Source organism: Brachybacterium paraconglomeratum (assembly GCF_003994255.1).
In the GTDB taxonomy this organism is placed as follows: Bacteria; Actinomycetota; Actinomycetes; order Actinomycetales; family Dermabacteraceae; genus Brachybacterium; species Brachybacterium conglomeratum.
Genome location: NZ_ML133861.1, coordinates 118,145 through 140,444, shown reverse-complemented (window position 1 = coordinate 140,444; position 22,300 = coordinate 118,145). Strand labels below are relative to the sequence as shown.

Annotated in this window: 18 protein-coding genes; 4 read left to right on the top strand and 14 right to left on the bottom strand. The window is 72.3% G+C overall.

Annotated elements, in window-relative coordinates:
- Window positions 1-2: 2 nt before the first annotated feature.
- The gene (uvrA, locus tag DS079_RS15140) at window positions 3-2,870 is read right to left on the bottom strand and encodes an excinuclease ABC subunit UvrA (protein ID WP_126988632.1); all 2,868 of its coding nucleotides are present in this window, start codon (window positions 2,868-2,870) and stop codon (window positions 3-5) included.
- 72 nt (window positions 2,871-2,942) lie between these two features.
- Here uvrA and DS079_RS15135 point away from each other — a divergent pair, with 72 nt between their 5' ends.
- Together DS079_RS15135 and DS079_RS15130 are read left to right on the top strand one after the other, a co-directional pair.
- Window positions 2,943-3,620 (top strand): MBL fold metallo-hydrolase, encoded by a 678-nt coding sequence (locus DS079_RS15135; protein ID WP_126988631.1) that lies wholly within the window; start codon window positions 2,943-2,945, stop codon window positions 3,618-3,620.
- Entirely contained in the window at window positions 3,617-5,377 is a 1,761-nt protein-coding gene (locus tag DS079_RS15130; RefSeq protein ID WP_241237685.1) for a bifunctional 3'-5' exonuclease/DNA polymerase, read from the top strand. The genes DS079_RS15135 and DS079_RS15130 overlap by 4 nt, the downstream gene beginning before the upstream one ends.
- Here DS079_RS15130 and DS079_RS15125 read toward each other — a convergent pair.
- Both DS079_RS15125 and DS079_RS15120 read right to left on the bottom strand, forming a co-directional pair.
- On the bottom strand, window positions 5,352-5,945 hold the full coding sequence (locus DS079_RS15125) for an AAA family ATPase (RefSeq protein WP_126988630.1): 594 nt from the start codon (window positions 5,943-5,945) through the stop codon (window positions 5,352-5,354). The genes DS079_RS15130 and DS079_RS15125 overlap by 26 nt on opposite strands.
- A 39-nt stretch (window positions 5,946-5,984) precedes the next feature.
- Window positions 5,985-6,686, bottom strand: a complete 702-nt coding sequence (locus DS079_RS15120; protein WP_126988629.1) for a hypothetical protein — start codon at window positions 6,684-6,686, stop codon at window positions 5,985-5,987.
- 152 nt (window positions 6,687-6,838) lie between these two features.
- On the opposite strand from DS079_RS15120, the gene DS079_RS15115 reads away from it, so the two are divergent.
- Window positions 6,839-7,360, top strand: coding sequence for a pyrimidine dimer DNA glycosylase/endonuclease V (locus tag DS079_RS15115; protein WP_126988628.1), 522 nt, complete (start codon window positions 6,839-6,841; stop codon window positions 7,358-7,360).
- Between the two features lie 72 nt (window positions 7,361-7,432).
- Here DS079_RS15115 and DS079_RS15110 read toward each other — a convergent pair whose 3' ends face one another.
- From DS079_RS15110 to coaE, 3 genes are all read right to left on the bottom strand, one after another.
- Window positions 7,433-7,948, bottom strand: coding sequence for an NUDIX domain-containing protein (locus DS079_RS15110; RefSeq protein ID WP_126988627.1), 516 nt, complete (start codon window positions 7,946-7,948; stop codon window positions 7,433-7,435).
- A gap of 4 nt (window positions 7,949-7,952) precedes the next feature.
- Window positions 7,953-10,055, bottom strand: coding sequence for an excinuclease ABC subunit UvrB (gene uvrB / locus DS079_RS15105; protein ID WP_126988626.1), 2,103 nt, complete (start codon window positions 10,053-10,055; stop codon window positions 7,953-7,955).
- A 137-nt stretch (window positions 10,056-10,192) separates the two neighbouring features.
- Window positions 10,193-10,840 (bottom strand): dephospho-CoA kinase, encoded by a 648-nt coding sequence (coaE, locus tag DS079_RS15100; protein ID WP_126988625.1) that lies wholly within the window; start codon window positions 10,838-10,840, stop codon window positions 10,193-10,195.
- A 74-nt stretch (window positions 10,841-10,914) separates the two neighbouring features.
- Between coaE and DS079_RS15095 the strand changes: the two genes are divergently transcribed.
- A complete protein-coding gene (locus DS079_RS15095) occupies window positions 10,915-11,808 on the top strand; it encodes a trimeric intracellular cation channel family protein (RefSeq protein WP_126988624.1) in 894 nt (297 codons plus the stop codon).
- Window positions 11,809-11,887: 79 nt separating this feature from the next.
- On the opposite strand, the gene aroD is transcribed toward DS079_RS15095, so the two are convergent.
- The 8 genes from aroD to polA form a co-directional block, all read right to left on the bottom strand.
- Window positions 11,888-12,781: a type I 3-dehydroquinate dehydratase gene (gene aroD / locus DS079_RS15090; RefSeq protein ID WP_126988623.1), complete on the bottom strand. Its 894-nt coding sequence runs from the start codon at window positions 12,779-12,781 to the stop codon at window positions 11,888-11,890.
- A 25-nt stretch (window positions 12,782-12,806) separates the two neighbouring features.
- Complete coding sequence (aroB, locus tag DS079_RS15085; protein WP_010550680.1) at window positions 12,807-13,889, bottom strand: 3-dehydroquinate synthase; 1,083 nt, start codon at window positions 13,887-13,889, stop codon at window positions 12,807-12,809.
- On the bottom strand, window positions 13,886-14,428 hold the full coding sequence (locus tag DS079_RS15080) for a shikimate kinase (protein WP_010550679.1): 543 nt from the start codon (window positions 14,426-14,428) through the stop codon (window positions 13,886-13,888). The genes aroB and DS079_RS15080 overlap by 4 nt, the downstream gene beginning before the upstream one ends.
- On the bottom strand, window positions 14,425-15,678 hold the full coding sequence (gene aroC / locus DS079_RS15075; protein WP_126988646.1) for a chorismate synthase: 1,254 nt from the start codon (window positions 15,676-15,678) through the stop codon (window positions 14,425-14,427). The genes DS079_RS15080 and aroC overlap by 4 nt, the downstream gene beginning before the upstream one ends.
- Before the next feature lie 119 nt (window positions 15,679-15,797).
- Entirely contained in the window at window positions 15,798-16,619 is an 822-nt protein-coding gene (locus DS079_RS17175; RefSeq protein WP_164736276.1) for a hypothetical protein, read from the bottom strand.
- 269 nt (window positions 16,620-16,888) lie between these two features.
- Window positions 16,889-17,719, bottom strand: a complete 831-nt coding sequence (locus DS079_RS15065) for an HAD-IIA family hydrolase (RefSeq protein ID WP_010550676.1) — start codon at window positions 17,717-17,719, stop codon at window positions 16,889-16,891.
- Window positions 17,720-17,833: 114 nt separating this feature from the next.
- Complete coding sequence (rpsA, locus tag DS079_RS15060; RefSeq protein WP_126988622.1) at window positions 17,834-19,321, bottom strand: 30S ribosomal protein S1; 1,488 nt, start codon at window positions 19,319-19,321, stop codon at window positions 17,834-17,836.
- 238 nt (window positions 19,322-19,559) lie between these two features.
- Window positions 19,560-22,271 carry a DNA polymerase I gene (gene polA, locus DS079_RS15055; protein ID WP_126988621.1) on the bottom strand — a complete coding sequence of 904 codons (2,712 nt, stop codon included), beginning with the start codon at window positions 22,269-22,271 and terminating at the stop codon, window positions 19,560-19,562.
- Between the last annotated feature and the right edge of the window lie 29 nt (window positions 22,272-22,300).

The following is a 22,300-nucleotide window of genomic DNA, read 5'->3' as shown; positions in this document are numbered from 1 at the left end:
GCTCAGCGGGCCGCGGCCGCGCCCGCTCGTCCGCCCTCGAGCATCGGGGCGAGGAAGCGACCGGTGTAGGAGCCCTCGACCTTCGCCACCTTCTCGGGGGTGCCGGTGGCGACGATCCTCCCGCCGCCGGCGCCGCCCTCGGGGCCGAGGTCGATGACGTGGTCGGCGGTCTTGATGACGTCGAGGTTGTGCTCGATGACGATCACGGAGTTGCCCTTGTCCACGAGGCCCTCGAGCACCTCGAGGAGCTTGCGCACGTCCTCGAAGTGGAGGCCCGTCGTCGGCTCGTCGAGCACGTAGATCGTGCGGCCGTTGGAGCGCTTGTGCAGCTCGGAGGAGAGCTTCACGCGCTGCGCCTCGCCGCCCGAGAGGGTGGTCGCGGACTGGCCGAGCTTCACGTAGCCGAGGCCCACGTCGACCAGGGTCTGCATCTGGCGGCGGATCGCGGGGACGGCGTCGAAGAACTCGAGCGCCTCGGCGATGGACATGTCCAGCACCTCGGCGACGTTCTTGTCCTTGAACTTCACCTCGAGCGTCTCGCGGTTGTAGCGCTGGCCCTTGCAGACCTCGCACTGCACGTACACGTCGGGCAGGAAGTTCATCTCGATCTTCAGCGTGCCGTCGCCGGAGCAGGCCTCGCAGCGCCCGCCCTTGACGTTGAAGGAGAAGCGCCCGGCGGTGTACCCGCGGATCTTCGCCTCGTTGGTCTGGGCGAAGAGGGTTCGCACCCGGTCCCACACGCCCGTGTAGGTGGCGGGGTTCGAGCGCGGGGTGCGGCCGATCGGCGACTGGTCCACGTGGACGACCTTGTCGAGGTGCTCGAGGCCGGTGACGCGCTTGTGCCGCCCGGGCACGACGCGGGAGCGGTTGAGCTCCTTGGCCAGGACCGAGTACAGGATGTCGTTGACCAGGGACGACTTGCCCGAGCCGGAGACGCCGGTGACTGCGGTGAGCACGCCGAGCGGGAAGGAGACGTCCTGCCCGGTGAGGTTGTTCGCGCGGGGCGCGACGACCTTCAGCATCCGCTCCTTGTCCACGGGGCGGCGCACCGCGGGCACGGGGATCTCCAGCTCGCCGGAGAGATAGCGGCCGGTGAGGGAGTCGGGGTTCTGCTTCAGGCCCTCGACGGGGCCGGAGTGGACCACCTTCCCGCCGTGCTCGCCGGCGAGCGGGCCGATGTCCACGACCCAGTCGGCCGAGTTGAGCGTGTCCTCGTCGTGCTCGACGACGATGAGGGTGTTGCCGAGGTCGCGTAGGCGCTCGAGGGTCGCGATGAGGCGCTCGTTGTCGCGCTGGTGCAGGCCGATGGAGGGCTCGTCGAGGACGTAGAGCACGCCCACGAGTCCCGAGCCGATCTGGGTGGCCAGGCGGATGCGCTGCGCCTCGCCGCCGGAGAGGGTGCCGGCCGCGCGGGCGAGGGAGAGGTAGTCCAGGCCCACGTCGAGCAGGAAGCCCAGGCGGGAGCGGATCTCCCGCAGCACCTCGTCGGCGATCGCGGCCTCCCGCACCCCGAGCTCGAGGCCCTGGTGGAAGGCGAGCGCGTCGCCGATCGACATCTCGCAGACCTCGGCGATGGACTTCCCGCCGACGGTCACGGCGAGCACCTCGGGGCGCAGGCGCGCGCCCTGGCACGCGGGGCAGGGCACCTCGCGCATGAACTGCTCGTAGCGCTCCTTGGCCCAGTCGGACTCGGTGTCGCTGTGGCGACGCTCGAGGAAGTGCATGACGCCCTCGAAGCCCGTGGAGTACGTGCGCTCGCGGCCGAAGCGGTTGCGGTACTTCACGTGGACCTTGAAGTCCTTGCCGTGCAGCAGCGCCTCCTTCGCGCGCTCGGGCAGCGCGCGCCAGGGGGTGTCCATCGAGAAGGCGAGCTCCTCGGCGAGGCCGGACATGACCTCCTGGTGGTGGTCGGAGGAGCCCATGGTCCACGGGGCGATCGCGCCGCCTGCGAGGGAGAGGTCCTCGTCGGGGATCACGAGCTCGGGATCGACCTCGAGCCGCTGCCCCAGGCCCGTGCACTCGGGGCAGGCGCCGTAGGGGGCGTTGAAGGAGAAGGTGCGCGGCTCGATGTCGTCGATCGCGAGGGGGTGGTCGTTCGGGCAGGCGCGCTTCTCGGAGAAGCGGCGGGTGCGCTGCGGGTCCTCGTCGTCGCGGTCCACGTAGTCGACCAGCAGGATCCCCTCGGCCAGCCGCAGGGCGGTCTCGACCGAGTCGGTGAGGCGACGGCGCGCGTCGGGCTTCGCGGAGAGGCGGTCGACGACCACCTCGATCGTGTGCTTGTAGCGCTTGTCGAGGCTGATCTCCTCGTCCAGGCGGCGGTTGTCCCCGTCGATGCGGGCGCGGGCGTAGCCCTGGGAGCGCAGGGAGCTGAGCAGGTCCTGGTGCTCCCCCTTGCGCCCCTGCACCACGGGTGCCAGCAGCTGGAAGCGGGTGCCGGCCTCCTCCTCGAGGAGGGTGTCCACGATCTGCTCGGCCGAGGAGGAGGTGACCAGCTCGCCGCAGACGGGGCAGTGCTGCTCGCCGGTGCGGGAGAACAGCAGGCGCAGGTAGTCGTAGATCTCGGTGATCGTGCCGACGGTGGAGCGCGGGTTGCGGTTGGTGGACTTCTGGTCGATCGAGACCGCCGGGGAGAGCCCCTCGATGAGGTCGACGCTGGGCTTGTCCATCTGCCCGAGGAACTGCCTCGCATAGCTGGAGAGCGACTCGACGTAGCGCCGCTGCCCCTCGGCGAAGATGGTGTCGAAGGCCAGGGAGCTCTTGCCGGAGCCGGACAGGCCGGAGAACACCACCAGCTTGTCGCGGGGGATGTCGATGTCGATGTTCTTGAGGTTGTGCTCGCGCGCACCACGGACGACCAGGGAATCAGTCACCCCGGCATTCTAGGGGCGCACACCGACCTTCGAACAGTTGTTCGGGGGAGATAAGGACGACATACTGTCCCCATGGCTGATCACGAGTACACCGGACATGTCGAGCCGGGCGGCGAGCCCGCCGTGCGAGACCTCGAGCACCTGCAGATCCGCAAGCTGTCCGTCGGGACGATGGACAACAACGCCTACCTGCTGACCTGTCGGTCGACCGGCGCCCAGCTGCTGATCGACGCGGCGGCGGAGCCGGACGCCCTGCGCCGGATGATCGCGGCGGGCGCCGAGCACAACTGGCTGGACGTCATCCTCACCACCCACAGCCACCACGACCACGTGGGCGCGCTGGCGGAGATGATCGCGGCGACCGGCGCCCGCACCGCCGCCGGGGCGGAGGACGCGAAGGAGATCGCGGAGAAGATCGACCTCCCCCTCGCCCACGGCGACGTGATCGAGTTCGGCGAGCAGCGGGTGGAGATCATCCACCTGCGCGGCCACACCCCCGGCTCCGTCGCGGTGCTGTGGCGCGGCGGCGAGGAGGGCGACCACCTCTTCACCGGCGACTCCCTCTTCCCCGGCGGGGTGGGCAACACCGACCGGGACCCGCAGCGCTTCGCGCAGCTGATCGACGACGTCGAGCAGCGGATCTTCGACCGGCTGGACGATGCGACCTGGGTGTACCCGGGCCACGGCGACGACACCACGCTCGGGGCCGAGCGGGCCTCCCTGCCGGCCTGGCGCGAGCGGGGCTGGTGACCTCTCCCCCGCCGGGCACCGCCGCGCCCGTCCCGGCGAGGTGCGTGCTCGGTCGCGGGGCGGGCGGAGCGGTCGTGCTGCGCGAGCTCGCGGCCGACGGCTCCGTCCTCGAGGAGCGGACCCGTGCCGTCCAGGAGCTCCCCTCCCTCGTCGCCGAGCTCGAGGCCGCGCACCGGCCGCGCTGGGTCTGGAGCGACGCCGCCGCCTGGTACCCGCGTCTGCTCGCGGCCGGGGTGACCCTCGAGCGCTGCCACGACCTGCGCCTGGTGCACCGGATCCTACGCCATTCCGACCTGGTGACGGAGCCCGGTCCTCTGCGGGAGGCGACGGGATGGGACACCCCGCTCGAGCCGGAGGAGCCGCGACGCGACCTCGGCGCGACCCTCTTCGACCTCGATGCCCGGCCGTCTGCCGCCCACGGCGTGCCCGACGGGATCGAGGAGACCTGTGCGGAGCTCGAGCGGCAGCTCTCGGCGATCGCGGGCGCCGAGGACCCGACGCGCCTGCGCCTGCTGCTGGCGGCGGAGTCCGCCGGCGCGCTGATCGCTGCGGAGCTGCAGACGGCGGGCATCCCCTGGGACGTGGCCGAGCACGACCGGATCCTCACCGAGGCCCTGGGGCCGCGCCCCTCCCCCGGGACGCTCCCCGCGCAGATGGTGCAGGTCGCCGCCGAGGTGCGCACCGCGCTCGGGGACCCGACCGTGTCGCTGGACTCGCCGCCGAAGCTGCTGCGCGCCCTGCACCGCGCCGGCATCGACGTCTCCTCCACCTCCCAGTGGGAGCTGCAGGAGCACGAGCATCCGGCGATCGAGCCCCTGCTGCGGTACAAGAAGATGTCCCGCCTGCTGACCGCCAACGGCTGGGCATGGATGGACGAGTGGGTGAGCGAGGGACGGTACCGGCCCGTCTACGTGCCGGGCGGAGTGGTCACCGGGCGCTGGGCCTCCAGCGGCGGCGGGGCGCTGCAGATCCCGCGCCGGCTGCGGCCCGCACTGCGCGCCGATCCTGGCTGGCGGCTGGTCAGCGCCGACGTCTCCCAGCTCGAGCCGCGAGTGCTCGCGGCGATGTCGCACGACGGGGAGATGATCGCGGCAGGGGCCGGGAAGGACCTCTATTCCGGCATCGTCGAGGCGGGCGTGGTCGCGAGCCGGCAGGAGGCGAAGGTCGGGGTGCTCGGCGCCCTGTACGGCGGGACCACCGGGGACAGCGGGCGCGTCGTGCCCCGGCTTCGCCGCACCTTCCCCGAGGCGATGGCGCTCGTGGACGGCGCGGCTGCGACCGGGGAGCGCGGCGGGACGGTCACGACCTGGCTCGGCCGCTCCTCCCCCGCTCCCGAGCCCGGCTGGGTGCAGGCGCAGCGCTCGGCGAACGGCCCCGAGGCGGCCAGCGGCGAGCAGGAGCGGGCCCGTCGCTCGGCCCGCGACCGCGGCCGGTTCACCCGCAACTTCGTGGTGCAGGGCACCGCGGCGGAATGGGCGCTGTCCTGGATGGCGGCGCTACGCCTTCGGCTCGCGCAGCTCCCGGAGGTCGCCCCCGACGAGCGGGCCGACGCCTCGGGACCGGTGTTCTCCCGCCGCGCGCATCTGGCGTTCTTCCTCCACGACGAGGTGATCGTCCACGCCCCGGCCGACCAGGCGGAGGCCGCGGCCGCCGCGATCCGCGAGAGCGCCGACGCCGCCGGGCGGCTGCTCTTTCCCGGCAGCCCGATCGACTTCCCGCTGGACCTGACGATCACGGAGCGCTCCGCGGAGAAGTGAACTCCTCAGGAGCGGACGGCGCCGGGCCCCCACGCTCTCCGGGGCCGGTGCGGAGCATCGAGAGGTCCCCGAGGACCCGCGCGACCATCTGGTCCTCGTCGAGCGCCTCGGCGAGGACCTGCTCCCCGGGGACGCCGAGCACGTCGTGGGGCCGGTACCAGGACGCGACCTCTTCAGGGGCCACATGCCCCGCGATCGGCTTGCCGGCGTGGCGCCGCAGGGTCTCCGGCAGGCTCACGTCGAGGTAGTACACCAGGGTCGGACCAGGGGCATCACGCAGCATCCGCGCGAACATGCCGTGGTATCGCTCGGCGCCGAAGATGCCCTCGAGGAGCGTGATGCGCCCGATCCCGAGGCAGTGCCGGACCATCGACTCGAGCAGGCCGATCGTGTCGCCCTGGCCGCTGTCGTGCTCCCACAGCAGCTCTCGGCGCACATGGTCCTGCCCGATCACCGCGACCTCCCCGCGCGGCAGGGCGCGCTGGACCCGGCGAGCGACCGTCGACTTCCCCGAGGCGGAGTTGCCGCGCAGGACGACGAACGGCGGCGCGCTGCGGGGAGTCGTCATCACTCGATCCTGGCAGACCTCCGCTGTTCTCCGCGGGCACTACGCGCCGGGATCCTCCGGGGCCAGTGCGGAGAGCGCCTCGAGCAGCGAGTCCATGCGGCCGGTGCCGAGGAGCGGGCTGAGCGGCTGGGAGAACCACTGCTCCCAGACCTCGTCGAGCTGGGCGGCAGTGGGCGCGGCGCCGGTGCCCAGCAGTTCTGCGATCGCCTCCGCCTCCGGGGCGTACTCGTCCTCGGGCACACCATCCCTGCCCGGGGCGAGGGCCATCGGGTCTTCGCGGGTCAGGAGCGCGAGGACCTGCTCCTGCGTCGACGTGCCGCCGGGCTCGGCGGTGCGTTCGTCGAAGAGGGCCGAGGCCAGGGTCACCGCACCGGTGGCGAGTCCGATCCAGAGCCGAGGTGCGGGCACGCCGCGGCGCCGCAGGAAGTTCTCCGCCCCGCCGTCCAGGCGCAGGCCCGCGACGCCCGCCCCGACCATCAGGCCGCCGAGGGCGAGCGAGATCGCGGTCTCGGGGACCGTCGGCGGCCGCAGGCCGTGAGCACTCGGGTCGTCGTCGGCCGACGGGTCCGGGCGCCCCTGCTGCGCCAGGAGGCTGACGCCGGTGGTCAGCACCGCGGGAAGCGCGACGTAGCCGGCGCGCACGGGGCGCGGGAGACGGTGCACGGGGATCATCCCGAGGCCCGACGCGGCGGCGGTGCCGACGGCCAATGACAGGATCCGGGAGCGCTGGGACTGGGGCACGGGGTCCTCCTTCTCTCGCGGCGGGACGGGTCGCGCACCGCGGGGCGTGGCGTGCTCATGACGCTATCGGGAGAGCCTGAGCGTGACCGACGACGATCGTCGGTGCGCGGCGCGACCTTCGCCTGCCTCGGCGGATGAGGGAGGATGGCCCGATGCGCCTGTGGTCCCTGCACCCCCGTCACCTCGACCGCCAGGGCCTCACGGGCTGCTGGCGGGAGACGCTGCTGGCCCAGGCGGTGCTGGCCGGGCGCACGCGAGGCTACCGATCCCATCCCCAGCTCGAGCGCTTCCGCGCGCAGGCCGATCCCCTCGTATCGGTCGGCGCGTATCTCGAGGTCCTCGCCGAGGAGGCGTCGACGCGCGGGTACCGCTTCGACCGCTCCCGCATCGACCGTCGGCCCGCCCGGTCGGTCAAGGACGGAGCAGCCAGCGGAGAGGCGGCCCACGGCGCCTCTGCCGGCGCGGTCGTCAGCAGGGTCGAGGTGCCGAGGATCCCGGTCACCAGCGGGCAGCTCGACCTCGAGTGGCGGCATCTGCTCCACAAGCTCGAGGAGCGCAGTCCGGAGCGCTGGGAGCGCGCGAACTCGCTCGCGGGGCCGACGGCGCATCCGCTGTTCGAGGTGGTCCCCGGGCCGGTCGAGAGCTGGGAGCGCGCCGAGGATCCGCAGCGCTGACGAGGCGGCGCCCCGCCTGAGCCCGCCGCTGCGACTTGTCGACCCCGTCGCGCGCAGCTGGAGGGGTGAGGCTCAGTCCGATCCGGGCGTCCCGTCGTCGGCCCGGCCGGTGCCGACCTCGAGCGCAAGGCGGAGCCAGCGGGAGACCGGGTCCCCGGCCGGCACGTCCGCGAGGTCGGTGCGCAGCCAGCGGGCCTCGCGCAGCTCGAGGGAGGTGCGCACCTCGACCCCGTCGGCGGTCCCGGACAGGAGCGTGAGGGTGTCGCGCTTGCCCTCGGTCCTCGCCTCGAGGGTCCTCAGCTCCGCGAGATCGTCCCGGATGCGGAGGCCGAGCTCCTCGTGCACCTCGCGGCGCGCCGCGTCGGAGGGGGTCTCCTGGGCAGGGCGGAAGCGTCCGCCGGGCAGCGCCCACCGGTGCTGGTCCACGTAGGAGTGGCGCACGGCGAGGATCAGCTCGGGCTGCTCCGGATGGCGCAGCAGCACCTTCACGCCGAAGGTGCGCGGCCGGCGCACCCGCCACCAGAACCGGCGCAGCCGGTGCCCGGCGGTCAGCACGGCGCTCAGCGCGCGCCCGCGCCTCGTCGTCATCGGATCAGGACCGCTGCACGGCCCGCAGCTCCTTCTTCAGCTCCTGCACCTCGTCGCGCAGCCGGGCCGCGACCTCGAAGTTCAGCGACTCCGCGGCCTGGTGCATCTGCGCGGTCATCTCGTCGATCATGCCGGTCAGCGCGCCGACGGGATCATCGCCGAGGTCGATCTGGCGACCCTGCATCGAGTCGACGGCGTTCGCGCGCGCCCGGTCCTGGGCCACCTTCTCCTTCCCGGAGCGGTAGTCGGTGGCCAGGAGGGTGTCGGTGTCGATGTCCTCGCGGGCCAGCATGTCCGTGACGTCCGCGATCCGCTTGCGCAGCGGGGTCGGGTCGATGCCGTGCTCGGTGTTGTACGCGATCTGCTTCTCGCGGCGACGGTTGGTCTCGTCGATCGCGTCCTGCATCGAGTCGGTGATCGTGTCCGCGTACATGTGCACCTGTCCGGAGACGTTACGGGCCGCACGGCCGATCGTCTGGATCAGCGAGGTGCGGGAGCGGAGGAAGCCCTCCTTGTCCGCGTCCAGGATCGCGACCAGGGACACCTCGGGCAGGTCCAGGCCCTCGCGCAGCAGGTTGATTCCGACCAGCACGTCGTACTCGCCCTTGCGCAGGGAGCGCAGCAGCTCGATGCGGCGCAGGGTGTCCACGTCGGAGTGGAGGTACTGGACCCGCACCCCGTTCTCGAGCAGGAAGTCGGTGAGGTCCTCGGCCATGCGCTTGGTCAGCGTGGTCACGAGCACGCGCTCGTCGCGCTGCACCCGCTTCTCGATCTCCTCGCGCAGGTCGTCGATCTGGCCCTTGACGGGCTTGACGATCACCTCGGGGTCCACCAGCCCCGTCGGCCGGATGATCTGCTCGACCACGCCGTGGGCGCGGTTCAGCTCGTACTCGGCGGGGGTGGCGGAGAGGTAGACGGTCTGGCCGGTGCGCTCGGTGAACTCGGAGAACGTCAGCGGCCGGTTGTCCAGCGCCGAGGGGAGGCGGAAGCCGAAGTCCACCAGGGTGCGCTTGCGGGAGCGGTCCCCCTCGTACATCGCGCCGATCTGCGGGACGGTCACATGGGACTCGTCGATGACCAGCAGGAAGTCCTCGGGGAAGTAGTCCATGAGGGTGTTCGGGGCGGTGCCCGGCGCGCGGCCGTCGAGATGGCGGGAGTAGTTCTCGACCCCGTTGGTCGAGCCCATCTGCCGCAGCATCTCGAGGTCGTGGGTGGTGCGCATGCGCAGGCGCTGCGCCTCGAGCAGCTTGTTCTGCCCCTCGAGCTCCTCGAGCCGCTCGGCGAGCTCCTCCTCGATCGTGCCGATCGCGCGGGAGAGCCGCTCGGGACCGGCGACGTAGTGGGAGGCGGGGAAGATGTGGATGTGGTCCTCCTGCCGGATGACCTCGCCGGTCATCGGATGGAGGGTGTAGAGCGCATCGATCTCGTCGCCGAAGAACTCGATGCGGATCGCGAGCTCCTCGTACATCGGGATGATCTCGACCGTGTCCCCGCGCACCCGGAAGGTGCCGCGCTCGAAGGCCACGTCGTTGCGGTCGTACTGCATGTCCACGAAGCGGGTCAGCAGCTCGTCACGGTCCAGCTGGTCGCCGACGCTCAGCTGCACCATCCGGTCCACGTACTCCTGCGGGGTGCCCAGGCCGTAGATGCAGGAGACGGAGGAGACCACGACCACGTCCCGGCGGGTCAGCAGCGAGTTGGTGGCGCTGTGCCGCAGCCGCTCCACCTCGGCGTTGATCGAGGAGTCCTTCTCGATGTAGGTGTCCGACTGCGGGACGTACGCCTCGGGCTGATAGTAGTCGTAGTAGGAGACGAAGTACTCCACCGCGTTGTGCGGCAGCAGCTCCCGGAACTCGCTGGCGAGCTGCGCGGCGAGGGTCTTGTTGTGCGCCATGACCAGGGTGGGACGCTGCACCTGCTCGATCAGCCAGGCCGTCGTCGCAGACTTGCCGGTGCCGGTCGCGCCGAGCAGGACCACGTCCTGCTCGCCGTCGTTGATCCTCTTGGTGAGCTCCTTGATCGCCTGCGGCTGATCGCCCGAGGGCGAGTACTCGGAGACGACCTCGAAGGGGTGCTCGGCGCGGACCAGATCGGTGACGGGACGCATGAGGACGAGCCTACGACCCGGGGCCGACGGAGGACACGGTGCGGGGCCTCTGTCCGCTCAGGGCCGACGGCCCCGCGGTGCCGGGTGGGGCAGCGCACAGGCGGCGCCCGGCACCGGGTCGGCCGGGGCCGATGCGATCAGGTGCGGAGGTCGTGCTCCTCGAGGACCGCGTCGAGGGCACGGCCGGAGCGCGCGAGCAGAGCGGGTCGATCGGCCGTGTTCAGCACCAGGCGGTCCGCACGGCGGATCCGTTCGAGATCGGTGGCCTGCGCCGCCATGACCGACTCGACATAGCCGCGGTCCCTGCCCCGGTCCCGGACCACCCGCTCGATGCGGTCCTCTCGCCGGGCGAGCACCGCGACGACCGCGTCGTAGCCGGACTCGCCGTGCTTCTCCAGCAGCAGCGGGCTGTCGTGGATGATGACCCGCTCCCCCGACGCGGCCGCCTCGGCCTCCTCCTCCGCGACCGCCCGGTCCACGCGGGAGAGCACGATCTGCTCGAGGTCCGCGCGGGCCGCGGCATCGGCGAAGACGATCCGGGCCATGGCGGCGCGGTCGATCGTGCCGGCCGGGTTCCGCACTCCCTCGCCGAAGCGGACGATCGCCTCCTCGACCCCGTCCCCCGGAACGTCCAGGACGGCCCGGGAGTGGGCATCCAGATCGATCACGCGCAGGCCGCGCTCCCGCCAGAGCGCGGCGACGGTCGACTTGCCCGCGCCGATGCCGCCGGTGAGGCCGATCCGCAGGGGGCGGTCAGGACGAGAGGGAGGAATGCTGCCGGGCATGGTCCGATGGTAGGGCGGGTCGGCCGGGTCACGGGCCCGTTCACGCTCCTGCCTGCACGGACTACGGTGCTGGGGTGGACCCTCTTGAACTGCTCGTGACCAACGACTTCCTCCGCGTGCTGGACCTCGTGGGCGTGTTCGTGATGGGCGTGGCGGCCGGTGCGATCGCCTCCCGCCTGAACTTCGACGCGGTCGGCTTCGCGGTGATCGGCATCGTCGCCGGGCTCGGCGGCGGTCTGGTGCGCGATCTGATCCTCGACTACGGCACCCCGGCGGCCTTCGACGGGCCCTGGTATCTCACCTGCGCCCTCGGCGGAGCCATGTTCACCTTCGTCATCCATGCGGACGGCCCCTGGTGGCGCCGCCTGGTGACGGCGCTGGACATCGCGGCGATGGGGCTGTGGGCCGCGACCGGCACGGCGAAGTCCCTGGGCTACGGCCTGGACACGCTGCCGGCGATCCTGCTCGGGGTCACCAGCGCGGTGGGCGGCGGCGTGATCCGCGACGTGCTGGTGGGCAGGATCCCCCAGGTCTTCGGGGGCGGCCCGCTGTACGCGACCGGCGCGCTGGTCACCGCGGTGCTGACCTGGCTGGTGCTGGCCCTCGGCCTGCCCTCCCCGACGGTGCTGGTCGCGGTCGCCGTCGGCGCGCTGCTCGCCGGGGTCGCGGCGTGGCGTCGCTGGTCGCTGCCCGCCCATCAGGAGTGGCAGGTGACGATGTCCGCGACCCAGCTGAAGCAGCTGGTGCGCCGCACCCGCAAGGACGAGCGGGAGCGGGTCGCGCAGGAGACCGGGGCGATCCCCGCCGTCGACGTCGCGCACGACGACCTCGCCGAGGACGCCACGGCCGAGGACCTCGACGCGAGCGACTACGAGGACCGGATCTTCCCGGATCCGGCGGAGCTGCCCGGCACCGCCGAGAACGAGCGGCGCGAGGAACAGGACCCCGGGACCGCCTCGCCGCGCTGAGGCGGCTGTGCTGCCGGGCGTCGGCGCGCCGGCCCCACCGCGGACAGTCCGGAGCGCCGAGGCGCCGGACCGGAACGGGTCAGGGCCGCAGGAGCTCGATCATCCGGGCGACGTCGTCCGCGCCGAGCTGGCCGGGCGCGGACCCCTCCCCTGCGGTCGCGAAGGTCGCGCAGCTGCCGAACGCCTCGGCGGCCACGCGGCTGCTCGCCCCGAGGGTGCCCATGGAGATCGCGATGTGCGGCCCTGTCTGCTCCTCGGCGACGGTGAGGCTCGCCGAGAGCAGGGTGAGCACGTCGCGGGAGGTGCGCGGGGTGACGGCGACCTTCGGGATGTCCGCGCCGAGGCGTCGCTGCTCGCGCAGGATCCCCGCGATCGTCTCCTCGTCGGGCGTGCCCTCCGTGTCGTGGAAGGAGCCGACCACGGCGATGCCGTGACGACGGGCGGAGTCGATGACCGAGGCGACCACCGCGGGGTCGTGCGAGGTCTCGATGTCGACGAGGTCGACGGCGGACTGCGTCCCCGCCCGGCGACCTGTGATCAGCGCCTCCAGCAGCGAGACGAGCGCGCGGGGGCCGTAGGGCCTCTGTCCGCCCTCGGCGGTGGTGCGGAAGGTGACCAGCAGGGCGCGGTCGGCGCCGAGGGCGGCGCGCAGCGGGCCGAGCGCGGCGAGGACCGCCTCGCGGTGGTGCTCGGCGTCCTCGAGGTCGGGACGGAGACGGTCCAGGCGCCACTCGACCACGCGGGCCGGGGTCGCGGTCGCCGCCTCGGCCTGCGTGAGCAGGGCGTCGAGGTCGTCGCCCACCAGCGGCACGATGATCTCGGGGCGTCCGCGGCCGAACTCGACGCCGCGCACGGTCGCGGTGCGGCGGCGCACATCGACCATCCCCTCCTGCACGGCGGGGCCGGGCCGGTCCGCGGTGCCGGGCCGGTCCGCGGGGTCGTCCTGCGCGGCGGTGCCGGGATGCTCGGTCATGCTGCTCCTCCTTGCTCGGGCGTGCTCAGTCGTCGGTGATCGCGGCGTAGGCGCTCAGCAGGAGCGCGGGGTCGGGCCCCTCGATCCGGGAGACCGAGCCGATCCGGTCCAGGACCACGAAGCGCAGCAGGCCGGCGCGGGTCTTCTTGTCCCGCTTCATCGCGTCCTCGAGCTTCGGCCACTGACGGTCGCGGTAGGTGACGGGCAGGCCGAGCGAGGTGAGGATGCTCCGGTGGCGGTCCACCTCGGCCTCGGAGAGCTTGCCGGAGAGGTGGGACAGCTCGGCGACGAACATCATCCCGATGCTCACGGCGGCACCGTGGCGCCACTGGTAGCGCTCGTTGCGCTCGATCGCGTGGGCGAGGGTGTGGCCGTAGTTGAGGATCTCCCGCTCCCCGCTCTCGCGCAGATCCGCGGAGACCACGCGGGCCTTGACCCGGATGGCCCGCTCGATCACCTCGCGGAAGGCGTCGGTGGAGACGTCGAGCACCGCGGCGGGGTCCTGCTCGACGATGTCGAGGATCGCGGTGTCCTCGATGAAGCCGGCCTTGACCGCCTCGGCGAGTCCGGCGGCGACGTCGTTGTGACCGAGCCCTCCCAGCACGTCGAGGTCGGCGACCACGGCGATCGGCGGGTGGAAGGCGCCGACGAGGTTCTTCCCCTCGGCCGTGTTGATGCCGGTCTTGCCGCCCACGGCCGCATCGACCATCGCGGCGACGGTGGTGGGGACCTGGAGCACGTCGACGCCGCGCAGCCAGGAGGCCGCGACGAAGCCGGCGAGATCCGTCGCCGCGCCGCCGCCGAGCCCGATCACGAGGTCCTGGCGGCCGATCTCGGCCTGGCCGCACACGCCCCACAGGAACCCGGCGACCTGCGCGGTCTTGGCCTCCTCGCCGTCGGGGACCTCGGCGGCGAAGGACTGCCGCCCCGTCTCCTCGATGCCGGCGCGGACCTGCTCGGCGACGTCGCGCAGGCTCGGCTGGTGCACGATCACCACTCGCCGGGCGCGCTCGGGCACCAGGGCGGGGATCTGCTCGAGCAGGCCCCGTCCCACGTGCACGTCGTAGCCGCCGGTGGGCGTGGTGACGGGGATGACGGTGGTGCTCATTCGGTCTCCTCCTGGGGGCGCGCGGGCCTCTGAAGCTGCAGGGCGTCGATGATGGCGAGGGCCACCCGGTCCGGGCTGCCGAGGGCGGCGTCGATGCGATGGGTCGCCAGTCCACGATAGGTCTCCGCCCGGGCGGCGGCGAGCTCGCGCCAACGGGCCATGGGGTCCTCGCCGGACAGCATCGGGCGGCCGACGCCGTGGGCGAGCCGGCGCGCGACCGTCTCCTCGTCGATCTCGAGCAGCACCACGGGCAGGTCGCGCAGCGTCGAGGCGGCGCCGGCGTGCATCGGGGCGCCGCCGCCGAGGGAGAGCACGCCCCGCTGGTGCGCGACGGCGCGGACGAGCGAGCGTGCCTCCCGTTCCCGGAAGGCGGGCTCCCCCTCGTCCGCGAAGATGTCCGGGATCGTGCGTCCGGCCTCCTGGACGATGAGCGCGTCGAGGTCGGCGAAGGGGACGCCGAGGCGTGCGGCCAGGGCGCGTCCCACGCTGGTCTTCCCGGCGGCCATCGGACCGATCAGGACGGCCACGGGACCGGTCACGAGGCGGAGTCCTCCCCGCGGCGGGCGAGCCCGGCCTGGAGGTCGAGCGTGCCCTCGAGGTGGGCGCGGATCTCGTCGATGCTGTCCCCGCCGGCCTTCTCCAGCAGCGCGTCGGCCAGGGTCAGGGCGACCACGGCCTCGGCGATCACGGCGGCCGGCGCGACCGCGCAGGTGTCGGAGCGCTGATGGTTGGCGGTGGTCTGCTCGCCGGTGGAGACGTCGACAGTGCGCAGCGCGCGGGGGACGGTGGAGATCGGCTTGAGCGCCCCGCGCACGCGCAGCACCTCGCCGTTGGTCATCCCGCCCTCGAGGCCGCCGGCGCGGTTGGTGGCGCGGGGGAAGGCGGAGCGCTCGCCGCGCGGGGAGGGCGCGACGAGGATCTCGTCGTGGGCGACGGAGCCACGGCGGGCGGCGGTGGCGAAGCCGTCGCCGATCTCGACGCCCTTCATGGCCTGGATCGACATGATGGCCTGGGCGAGGCGCGCATCGAGCTTGCGATCCCACTGGGTGTGTGAGCCGAGGCCGACGGGAAGGCCGTAGGCGAGGACCTCGACGACGCCGCCGAGGGTGTCGCCGTCGGACTTCGCGGAGTCGACCTCGTCGACCATCGCGGCGGAGGTGCCCTCGTGGAAGCAGCGCAGCGGATCGGCGTCGAGCTGCTCGAGGTGGTCGGGGGTGGGCAGCGGTGCGTCCTCGGGCACGGACACGGAGCCGACGGAGAGGGTGTGGGAGACCAGCCGGATGCCGGCGGCCTGCTCGAGCAGCGCCGTGGCGACGCGGCCGGCGACGACGCGGGCCGCGGTCTCGCGGGCGCTGGCGCGCTCGAGCACGGGCCGGGCCTCGTCGAAGCCGTACTTCAGCATCCCGGAGAGGTCGGCGTGGCCGGGGCGGGGGCGCGAGAGGGGGCGGTTGCGGGCGATCTCGCGCTCGTCGCCGGTGCCGGCGTCGATCAGCAGGTCCTCGCGCGGGACGGGGTCCGCACTCATGACCTTCTCCCACTTCGGCCATTCGGAGTTCGCGATCTCGATCGCGAGCGGGGAGCCGAGGGTGAGGCCGTGGCGGAGCCCGCCGTGGATCGTCAGCACGTCCTGCTCGAACTTCTGACGGCTGCCGCGGCCGTGGCCGAGGCGGCGGCGCGCGAGCGCTTCCTTCAGGTCGTCACTGGTCAGCTCGATCCCGGCGGGGACGCCGTCGAGCAGGGAGAGGAGGGAGGGGCCGTGGGATTCCCCGGCCGTGAGCCAGCGCAGCATGTCGGCGATCATCTCATGAGCGGGACGACGTCCGGGCGGGCGTCCGCGCCGTGCGGACGCCCGCCCGGGGGCTCAGAGGTGCCCCGCGGGCGGCTGACCGGCGGGGAGCGGAGCGAGGATCAGGGTCCGTCGATGCTGATCATCATCGCCGGCGCCTCGCCGTCGGTGGGGATCGGCAGCAGCGTCACCCCGACGGTGCGACCGGAGCCGTCCTCCACGGCGGTGCCTCGCACCGGGGCGGTCGAGGTGAGATCCACCTCCCCCTCGACGGAGGTGACCGTGAGGTCCTCGCGGCCGAAGCCGTCGAGCACGAAGTTCGCGCGCTCCACGGCGACGTCCCCCGAGAGCGTGGTGGACTGTTCCTGCTCCTCTCCCCAGACGGGATAGGCGCCGGTGCCGTTCAGCCCGTCGTTGAGCGTCGCGGCGGCCTCCTCGGGCAGAGGGGCGTCCTTGCTGAAGTAGAGCCAGTAGTCGGCCTCGGCGACGCCGGCCGGCGCCATGTAGCCGTAGTAGGTCTCCTGCTCGCCGCTCCAGCCGATCACGGTGCAGCGGGTGACCGCGCCGGGCTGGTCCAGGGCGAGGCCGTCGGTGCACGTGGCCTCGTCGCTCAGGCTCGGGTCCGCGGCGTAGCCGTACAGCTGCGAGGCGACGTCCTCCGCCGTGATCGTGCTCCGGTCGGCGCGGGCGAACTCCTGGGAGCCCGTGGTGAAGACGTCGCTCGGGGCGGCGGTCGCCTCCCCGGCGGTGCCGCCCTCCCCCGCGGTGTCCTCCTCCGAACCCGTCCGCTCGGCGGGTGCGGCGACCGCGGCGGGCACGTCCTGGGCGGGCGGCGCGGCGGTGGTCGCGACCGCCTGCGAGAATCCTCCGATGCCGAGCCCCACGAGCAGCGGGGCGCCGAGGCCGAGCGCGGCGAGGGTCCTGACCTGGTGCCGACGAGTCATCGTCGTCTCCTTCCGAGTGCGTCGGGGGAGCATCTGTCCCCACGGGCTCCTCCGGACGGTCGGGACGTGGACTCCTCCACTGCCCCTGGGCGTTTGCCGTTCCTTGACCCTCCGGCGGGCTGGTCGTGACCTTTCCAGCTCGATCGCCCGGGGTCAAGTCCGGCTCGCGGAACCCGTACGACGGCATCACCGGATCTTCACAGAGCGGGCCGCGCAGGCCGGACCGCAGCTGTCGATCCGGTCCGGGCACCGATGCCGGCCCCGTGATGTCAGTCCTCGTCGAGCTCGACTGCCTCGTGCGGGGTCAGCCGCTCGACGAAGGGGACCACGTCCGCGATGCCGTCCAGCACCGCGGTGGGGCGGAAGGGGAACTGCGCGATCTCGTCGACGTCGGTGGAGCCGGTGAGGACGAGGATCGAGCGCATGCCCGCCTCGAGCCCCGACTTCACGTCCGTGTCCATCCGGTCGCCGATCATCACCGAGGTCTCCGAGTGGCCTCCGATGCGGTTCAGGGCGGTGCGCATCATCAGCGGGTTCGGCTTGCCGACGTAGTACGGATGGATCCCGGTCGCGGCCGTGATCATCGCGGCGACGGAGCCGGTCGCCGGAAGCGGGCCCTCGGCGCTGGGCCCGGTGACGTCGGGGTTCGTGGCGATGAACTTCGCGCCGCCCTTGATCAGCCGGATGGCGCGGGCGATGGACTCGAAGGAGTAGGTTCGGGTCTCCCCGAGCACCACGAACTCGACGTCGCTGTCGGCCAGGATGAAGCCCTCGTCGTGGATGGCGGTGGTGAGCCCGGCCTCGCCGATCACGTAGGCGGAGGCGCCGGGCTGCTGCTCGGCGAGGAAGCGGGCGGTGGCCAGCGCGCTGGTCCAGATCGACTCCTCGGGGAGGTCGATGCCGCTGCGGGCCAGGCGCGCCCGGAGATCGCGCGGGGTGAAGATCGAGTTGTTGGTGAGCACCAGGAAGGGCCGCCCGTACTGCTGCAGTGCCGCGATGAACTCGGGGGCGCCGGGCAGCGCGGACTCCTCGTGGACGAGCACGCCGTCCATGTCCGTGAGCCAGGTGTGGATCGGGTGAGACTCGAGAGAAGTGGTCATGACCCTAGTGTGCCCTGCCGTGATGCTCCCGGATCGGGGACGCCCGAAGGTCGGGAACGGGGACGGCCCGACCCCCGCGAGTCGCGGGGACCGGGCCGTTCGGTGATCCGAGGATCAGTTGCCGGTGAGCTTGGCGCGCAGCGCGGCCAGGGCCTCGTCGGAGGCGAGGGTGCCCTCGTCCGAGGAGCTCGACTGGTAGGAGGACTGCGCGACGGGCGCGGACTCGGAGGAGGAGGAGGAGGTCGACGCGGCGGCCGGAGCGTTCGCGGACTCCTCGTCGGCGCGGATCGCCTCGGCGACCTGGGCCTTGTGGGCGGTCCAGCGCTCGTAGGCGGCCGCGTACTGGGCCTCCCACTCCTCGCGCTGGGCGTCGTAGCCCTCGAGCCACTCGTTGGTCTCCGGGTCGAAGCCCTCGGGGTACTTGTACTCGCCGTTGGCGTCGTACTCCGCGGCCATGCCGTAGAGCGCGGGATCGAAGGTGGTGTCGTCGCCCTCGGGGTCCACGCCCTCGTTCGCCTGCTTGAGGGAGAGGGAGATCCGGCGACGCTCGAGGTCGATGTCGATGACCTTGACGAAGACGTCCTGGTCGACGGTGACGACCTGCTCGGGCAGATCCACGTGGCGCTGGGCCAGCTCGGAGATGTGCACGAGGCCCTCGATGCCGTCCTCGACGCGGACGAACGCGCCGAAGGGGACGAGCTTGGTGACCTTGCCGGGCACGACCTCGCCGATGGCGTGGGTGCGGGCGAAGAGCTGCCAGGGGTCCTCCTGGGTCGCCTTCAGCGACAGGGAGACGCGCTCGCGGTCCATGTCGACGTCCAGGACCTCGACCTTGACCTTCTGGCCCACCTCGACGACCTCGGAGGGGTGGTCGATGTGCTTCCAGGACAGCTCGGAGACGTGCACCAGGCCGTCGACGCCGCCGAGGTCGACGAACGCGCCGAAGTTGACGATCGAGGACACGGCGCCCTCGCGGACCTGGCCCTTCTGGAGGGTCTGCAGGAAGTCGGAGCGGACCGCGGACTGGGTCTCCTCCAGGTAGGCGCGGCGGGACAGGACCACGTTGTTGCGGTTCTTGTCCAGCTCGATGATCTTCGCCTCGATCTCCTGGCCGACGTAGGGCTGCAGGTCGCGGACGCGGCGCATCTCCACGAGGGAGGCCGGGAGGAAGCCACGCAGGCCGATGTCGACGATGAGGCCGCCCTTGACGACCTCGATGACGCGACCGGTGACGACGCCCTCGTCCTCCTTGATCTGCTCGATCGAGCCCCAGGCGCGCTCGTACTGGGCGCGCTTCTTGGACAGGATCAGGCGACCCTCCTTGTCCTCCTTCTGGAGGACGAGGGCCTCGATCTCGTCGCCGACCTCGACCTCGTCGGCCGGGTCGACGTCGTGCTTGATGGACAGCTCGCGCGAGGGGATGACGCCCTCGGTCTTGTAGCCGATGTCCAGGAGGACCTCGTCGTGATCGACCTTCACCACGGTGCCTTCGACGATGTCGCCGTCGTTGAAGTACTTGATGGTGGCATCGATGGCGGCCATGAGCTCGTCGGCGTCACCGATGTCGTTGATGGCGATCTGGGGGGTCGTGGTGTCGGTCATGTAGGTAAGGACTCCGTCGGGACAGGAAATGAGTAGGGTCGGGGGACGTGCTCCGCCCGTCGGCGGGACCAGGGGTCCGGGCCGGGAGGGCGGTTCGCTCGTGCACCGGGGCGCACAAGCCTCCGACAGCCTACCAGCGATCCACCCCGGCGCGCGAGGGTTCCGGCGAGCGCTCCGCGGCGCGCCGGTGTGATGTCCGCCCCGTCCGGCGACGGGGCGGCGACGGGGGCACCAGTCCTCAGTGGGCCGCCTCGCGCCAGGTGCGTCCCACCCCGATGCCGACCTCGAGCGGGACCGAGAGCTCGTAGGCCGAGTCCATGCCGTCCTCGACGATCTCCCGCACCTGCTCGACCTCGCCGGGGGCGACCTCGAGCACGAGCTCGTCATGGACCTGGAGCAGCATGCGCGAGCGCAGCCCCGCCTCGCGCATCCGCTCCTCGACGGCGAGCATCGCGAGCTTGATGAGGTCCGCGGCACTGCCCTGGATCGGGGAGTTCAGCGCGACCCGCTCGGCGTTCTCGCGGCGCTGCCGGTTGTCGCTGGTGAGGTCCGGGAGGTAGCGGCGCCGGCCGAGGATCGTCTCGGTGTAGCCGGTCTCCCGGGCCTTCTCGACGCTGCGGTGGAGGTAGTCGCGCACCCCGCCGAAGCGCTCGAAGTAGCCGTCGCGCAGCGCGGTCGCCTCCGCGCGGGAGATCCGCAGCTGGCGGGAGAGGCCGAAGGCGGAGAGCCCGTAGGCGAGGCCGTAGCTGACCGCCTTGGTCTTGGAGCGCATGGCCGGATCGACCGCGTCGGGGCTCACGCCGAACACTCGCGAGGCGACGAAGTTGTGGAGGTCCTCCCCGGAGCGGAAGGCCTCGATCAGCCCCTCGTCCTCGGAGAGGTGGGCCATGATGCGCATCTCGATCTGCGAGTAGTCCGCGGTCATCAGCGACTCGAAGCCCTCGCCCGCGACGAAGACGTCGCGGATCCGCTGACCCTCGGAGGTGCGCACGGGGATGTTCTGCAGGTTCGGCTCGGTCGAGGCGAGCCGGCCCGTCGCGGCGGCGGTCTGCTGGAAGGTGGTGTGGACGCGGGAGCCGGTGTCCATCTCCTTGTCCAGGCCCACGAGATAGCCGGTCAGCTTGCTCATCTCGCGGAAGCGCAGCAGCCAGGAGAGGAAGCGGTGGCCGGCGGAGTCCGGGTCGAGGGACTCCATGAGATCGGTGAGGGACTCGGCGTCGGTGGAGTGGCCGGAGGAGATCTTGCGCGTGGTGGGCAGGGCGAGGGTCTCGAAGAGCACCACCTGCAGCTGCTTCGGGGAGGCGAGGTTGACCTCCTCCCCCACGATCTCGCCGGCCTCGCGCTTGGCCTGGGCGACGAAGCCCTCGAACTCGTCGCGCAGGGACTGCAGCGCGGCGTGGTCGATCGCGATGCCGCGGGTGTGCATCGTCTCGAGCACCCGCTGGAGGGGGCGCTCGAGGTCATCGAGGATGCTCCGCGCCCAGGGGGCGGCCTCGATCCGGTCCGCGAGCTCCGCGGCGGCCGGGTGCAGGGCGGAGACGGCGCTCGCGAGGCGGTCCTCGGCCCGGGCGACGTGCTCGGCGCGGGTCTCCGCGCTCTCCTTCTTCAGGGTCGACTCGGCGGGCTTGCGCGGCTTCGGCTCGAAGCTCGCGCCCGCGAGATCCGCGGCGAGAGCCTCGGTGTCGTAGCTGCGGGCGCCGGGGCGGAGCACGAAGGACTCCAGCGCCAGGTCGCGCACCCCGTCCCCGAGCCGGTAGCCGTTCTCCGCCAGGCGCTCGCGCAGGGCGGGGACGTCCGCGATACGCAGCTCCCGGGAGCCCTCGAGGGCCGCGCCGAGCAGCTCGGAGGCCTCGGAGTCCAGGGCGCCGAGCGCGGCGGCGCCGGCCTGCTCCGGGGTCGCCAGGCCCAGCAGCGCCCCGCCGCGCACGTCCTCGACGAGGTCGAGGGAGAGCGGGGCGTCCTCCTCGCCGAGCAGGGAGGTGAGGGAGGCGGCATCGCGCAGGCGCAGCACGTCGGCCGCGGGCTCGGGGGTCGCCTCCTCGGCCACGTCCTCGCCCAGCAGCGCGGCAGGGAGGTCGCGGCGGATCGTGTCGCCGAAGGCGAGGTCGTCGAACACCTCGAGCACGCGGGTGCGGTCCCCGCCGCCGAGGGCGTAGTGCCCGGGGTCCTCGGGCAGCTCGAGGGTGGTGAAGGCGGCGTTCATCAGCCGGTTGCGCTCGACGTCCTCGACGTGGTCGCGCAGGGACTGGCCGGCCTTGCCCTTGATCTCCTCGGCGTGCGCGAGCACGCCCTCGAGCCCGTCGTACTGCACGATCCACTTCGCGGCGGTCTTCGGGCCGACGCCGGGGACGCCGGGGAGGTTGTCCGCCGCTTCGCCGACGAGCGCGGCGAGGTCCGGATAGCGCTCCGGGGGGATCCCGTACTTCTCCTCGACGGCGGCGGGGGTCATGCGCCGCATCTCGGTGACGCCCTTGACGGGCTGGAGCAGGGTGACCTTCTCCCCCACCAGCTGGATGGCGTCGCGGTCGCTCGAGACGATCAGCGCCTCGTGGCCCTGCCGCTCCGCGCGCGTGGCGAGGGTGGCGATGATGTCGTCGGCCTCGTAGTCCTCGTAGGTCAGCCAGCGCACGCCGAGCGCGTCCAGCACCTGCTGGATCAGGCCGATCTGGCCGTGGAAGGCCTGCGGGGTCTCGTCGCGGCCGCCCTTGTACTGGTCGTAGATGCGGTCGCGGAAGGTCCCGCCGGGCAGGTCGAAGGCCACCGCGAGATGGGTGGGCCGCTCGGAGGCGACGACGTTGATGATCATGCGGGTGAAGCCGTAGACGGCGTTGGTGGCCTGGCCGCGGCCGTCGCTGAAACCGTCCGCGGGCAGGGCGAAGAAGGCCCGGAAGGCCATCGCGTGGCCGTCGATCAGAAGGAGGCGCTGGTCATCGGTGTCGCTCGCACTCATGAGGAGCAGTCTCCCATGTCGCGATCGCC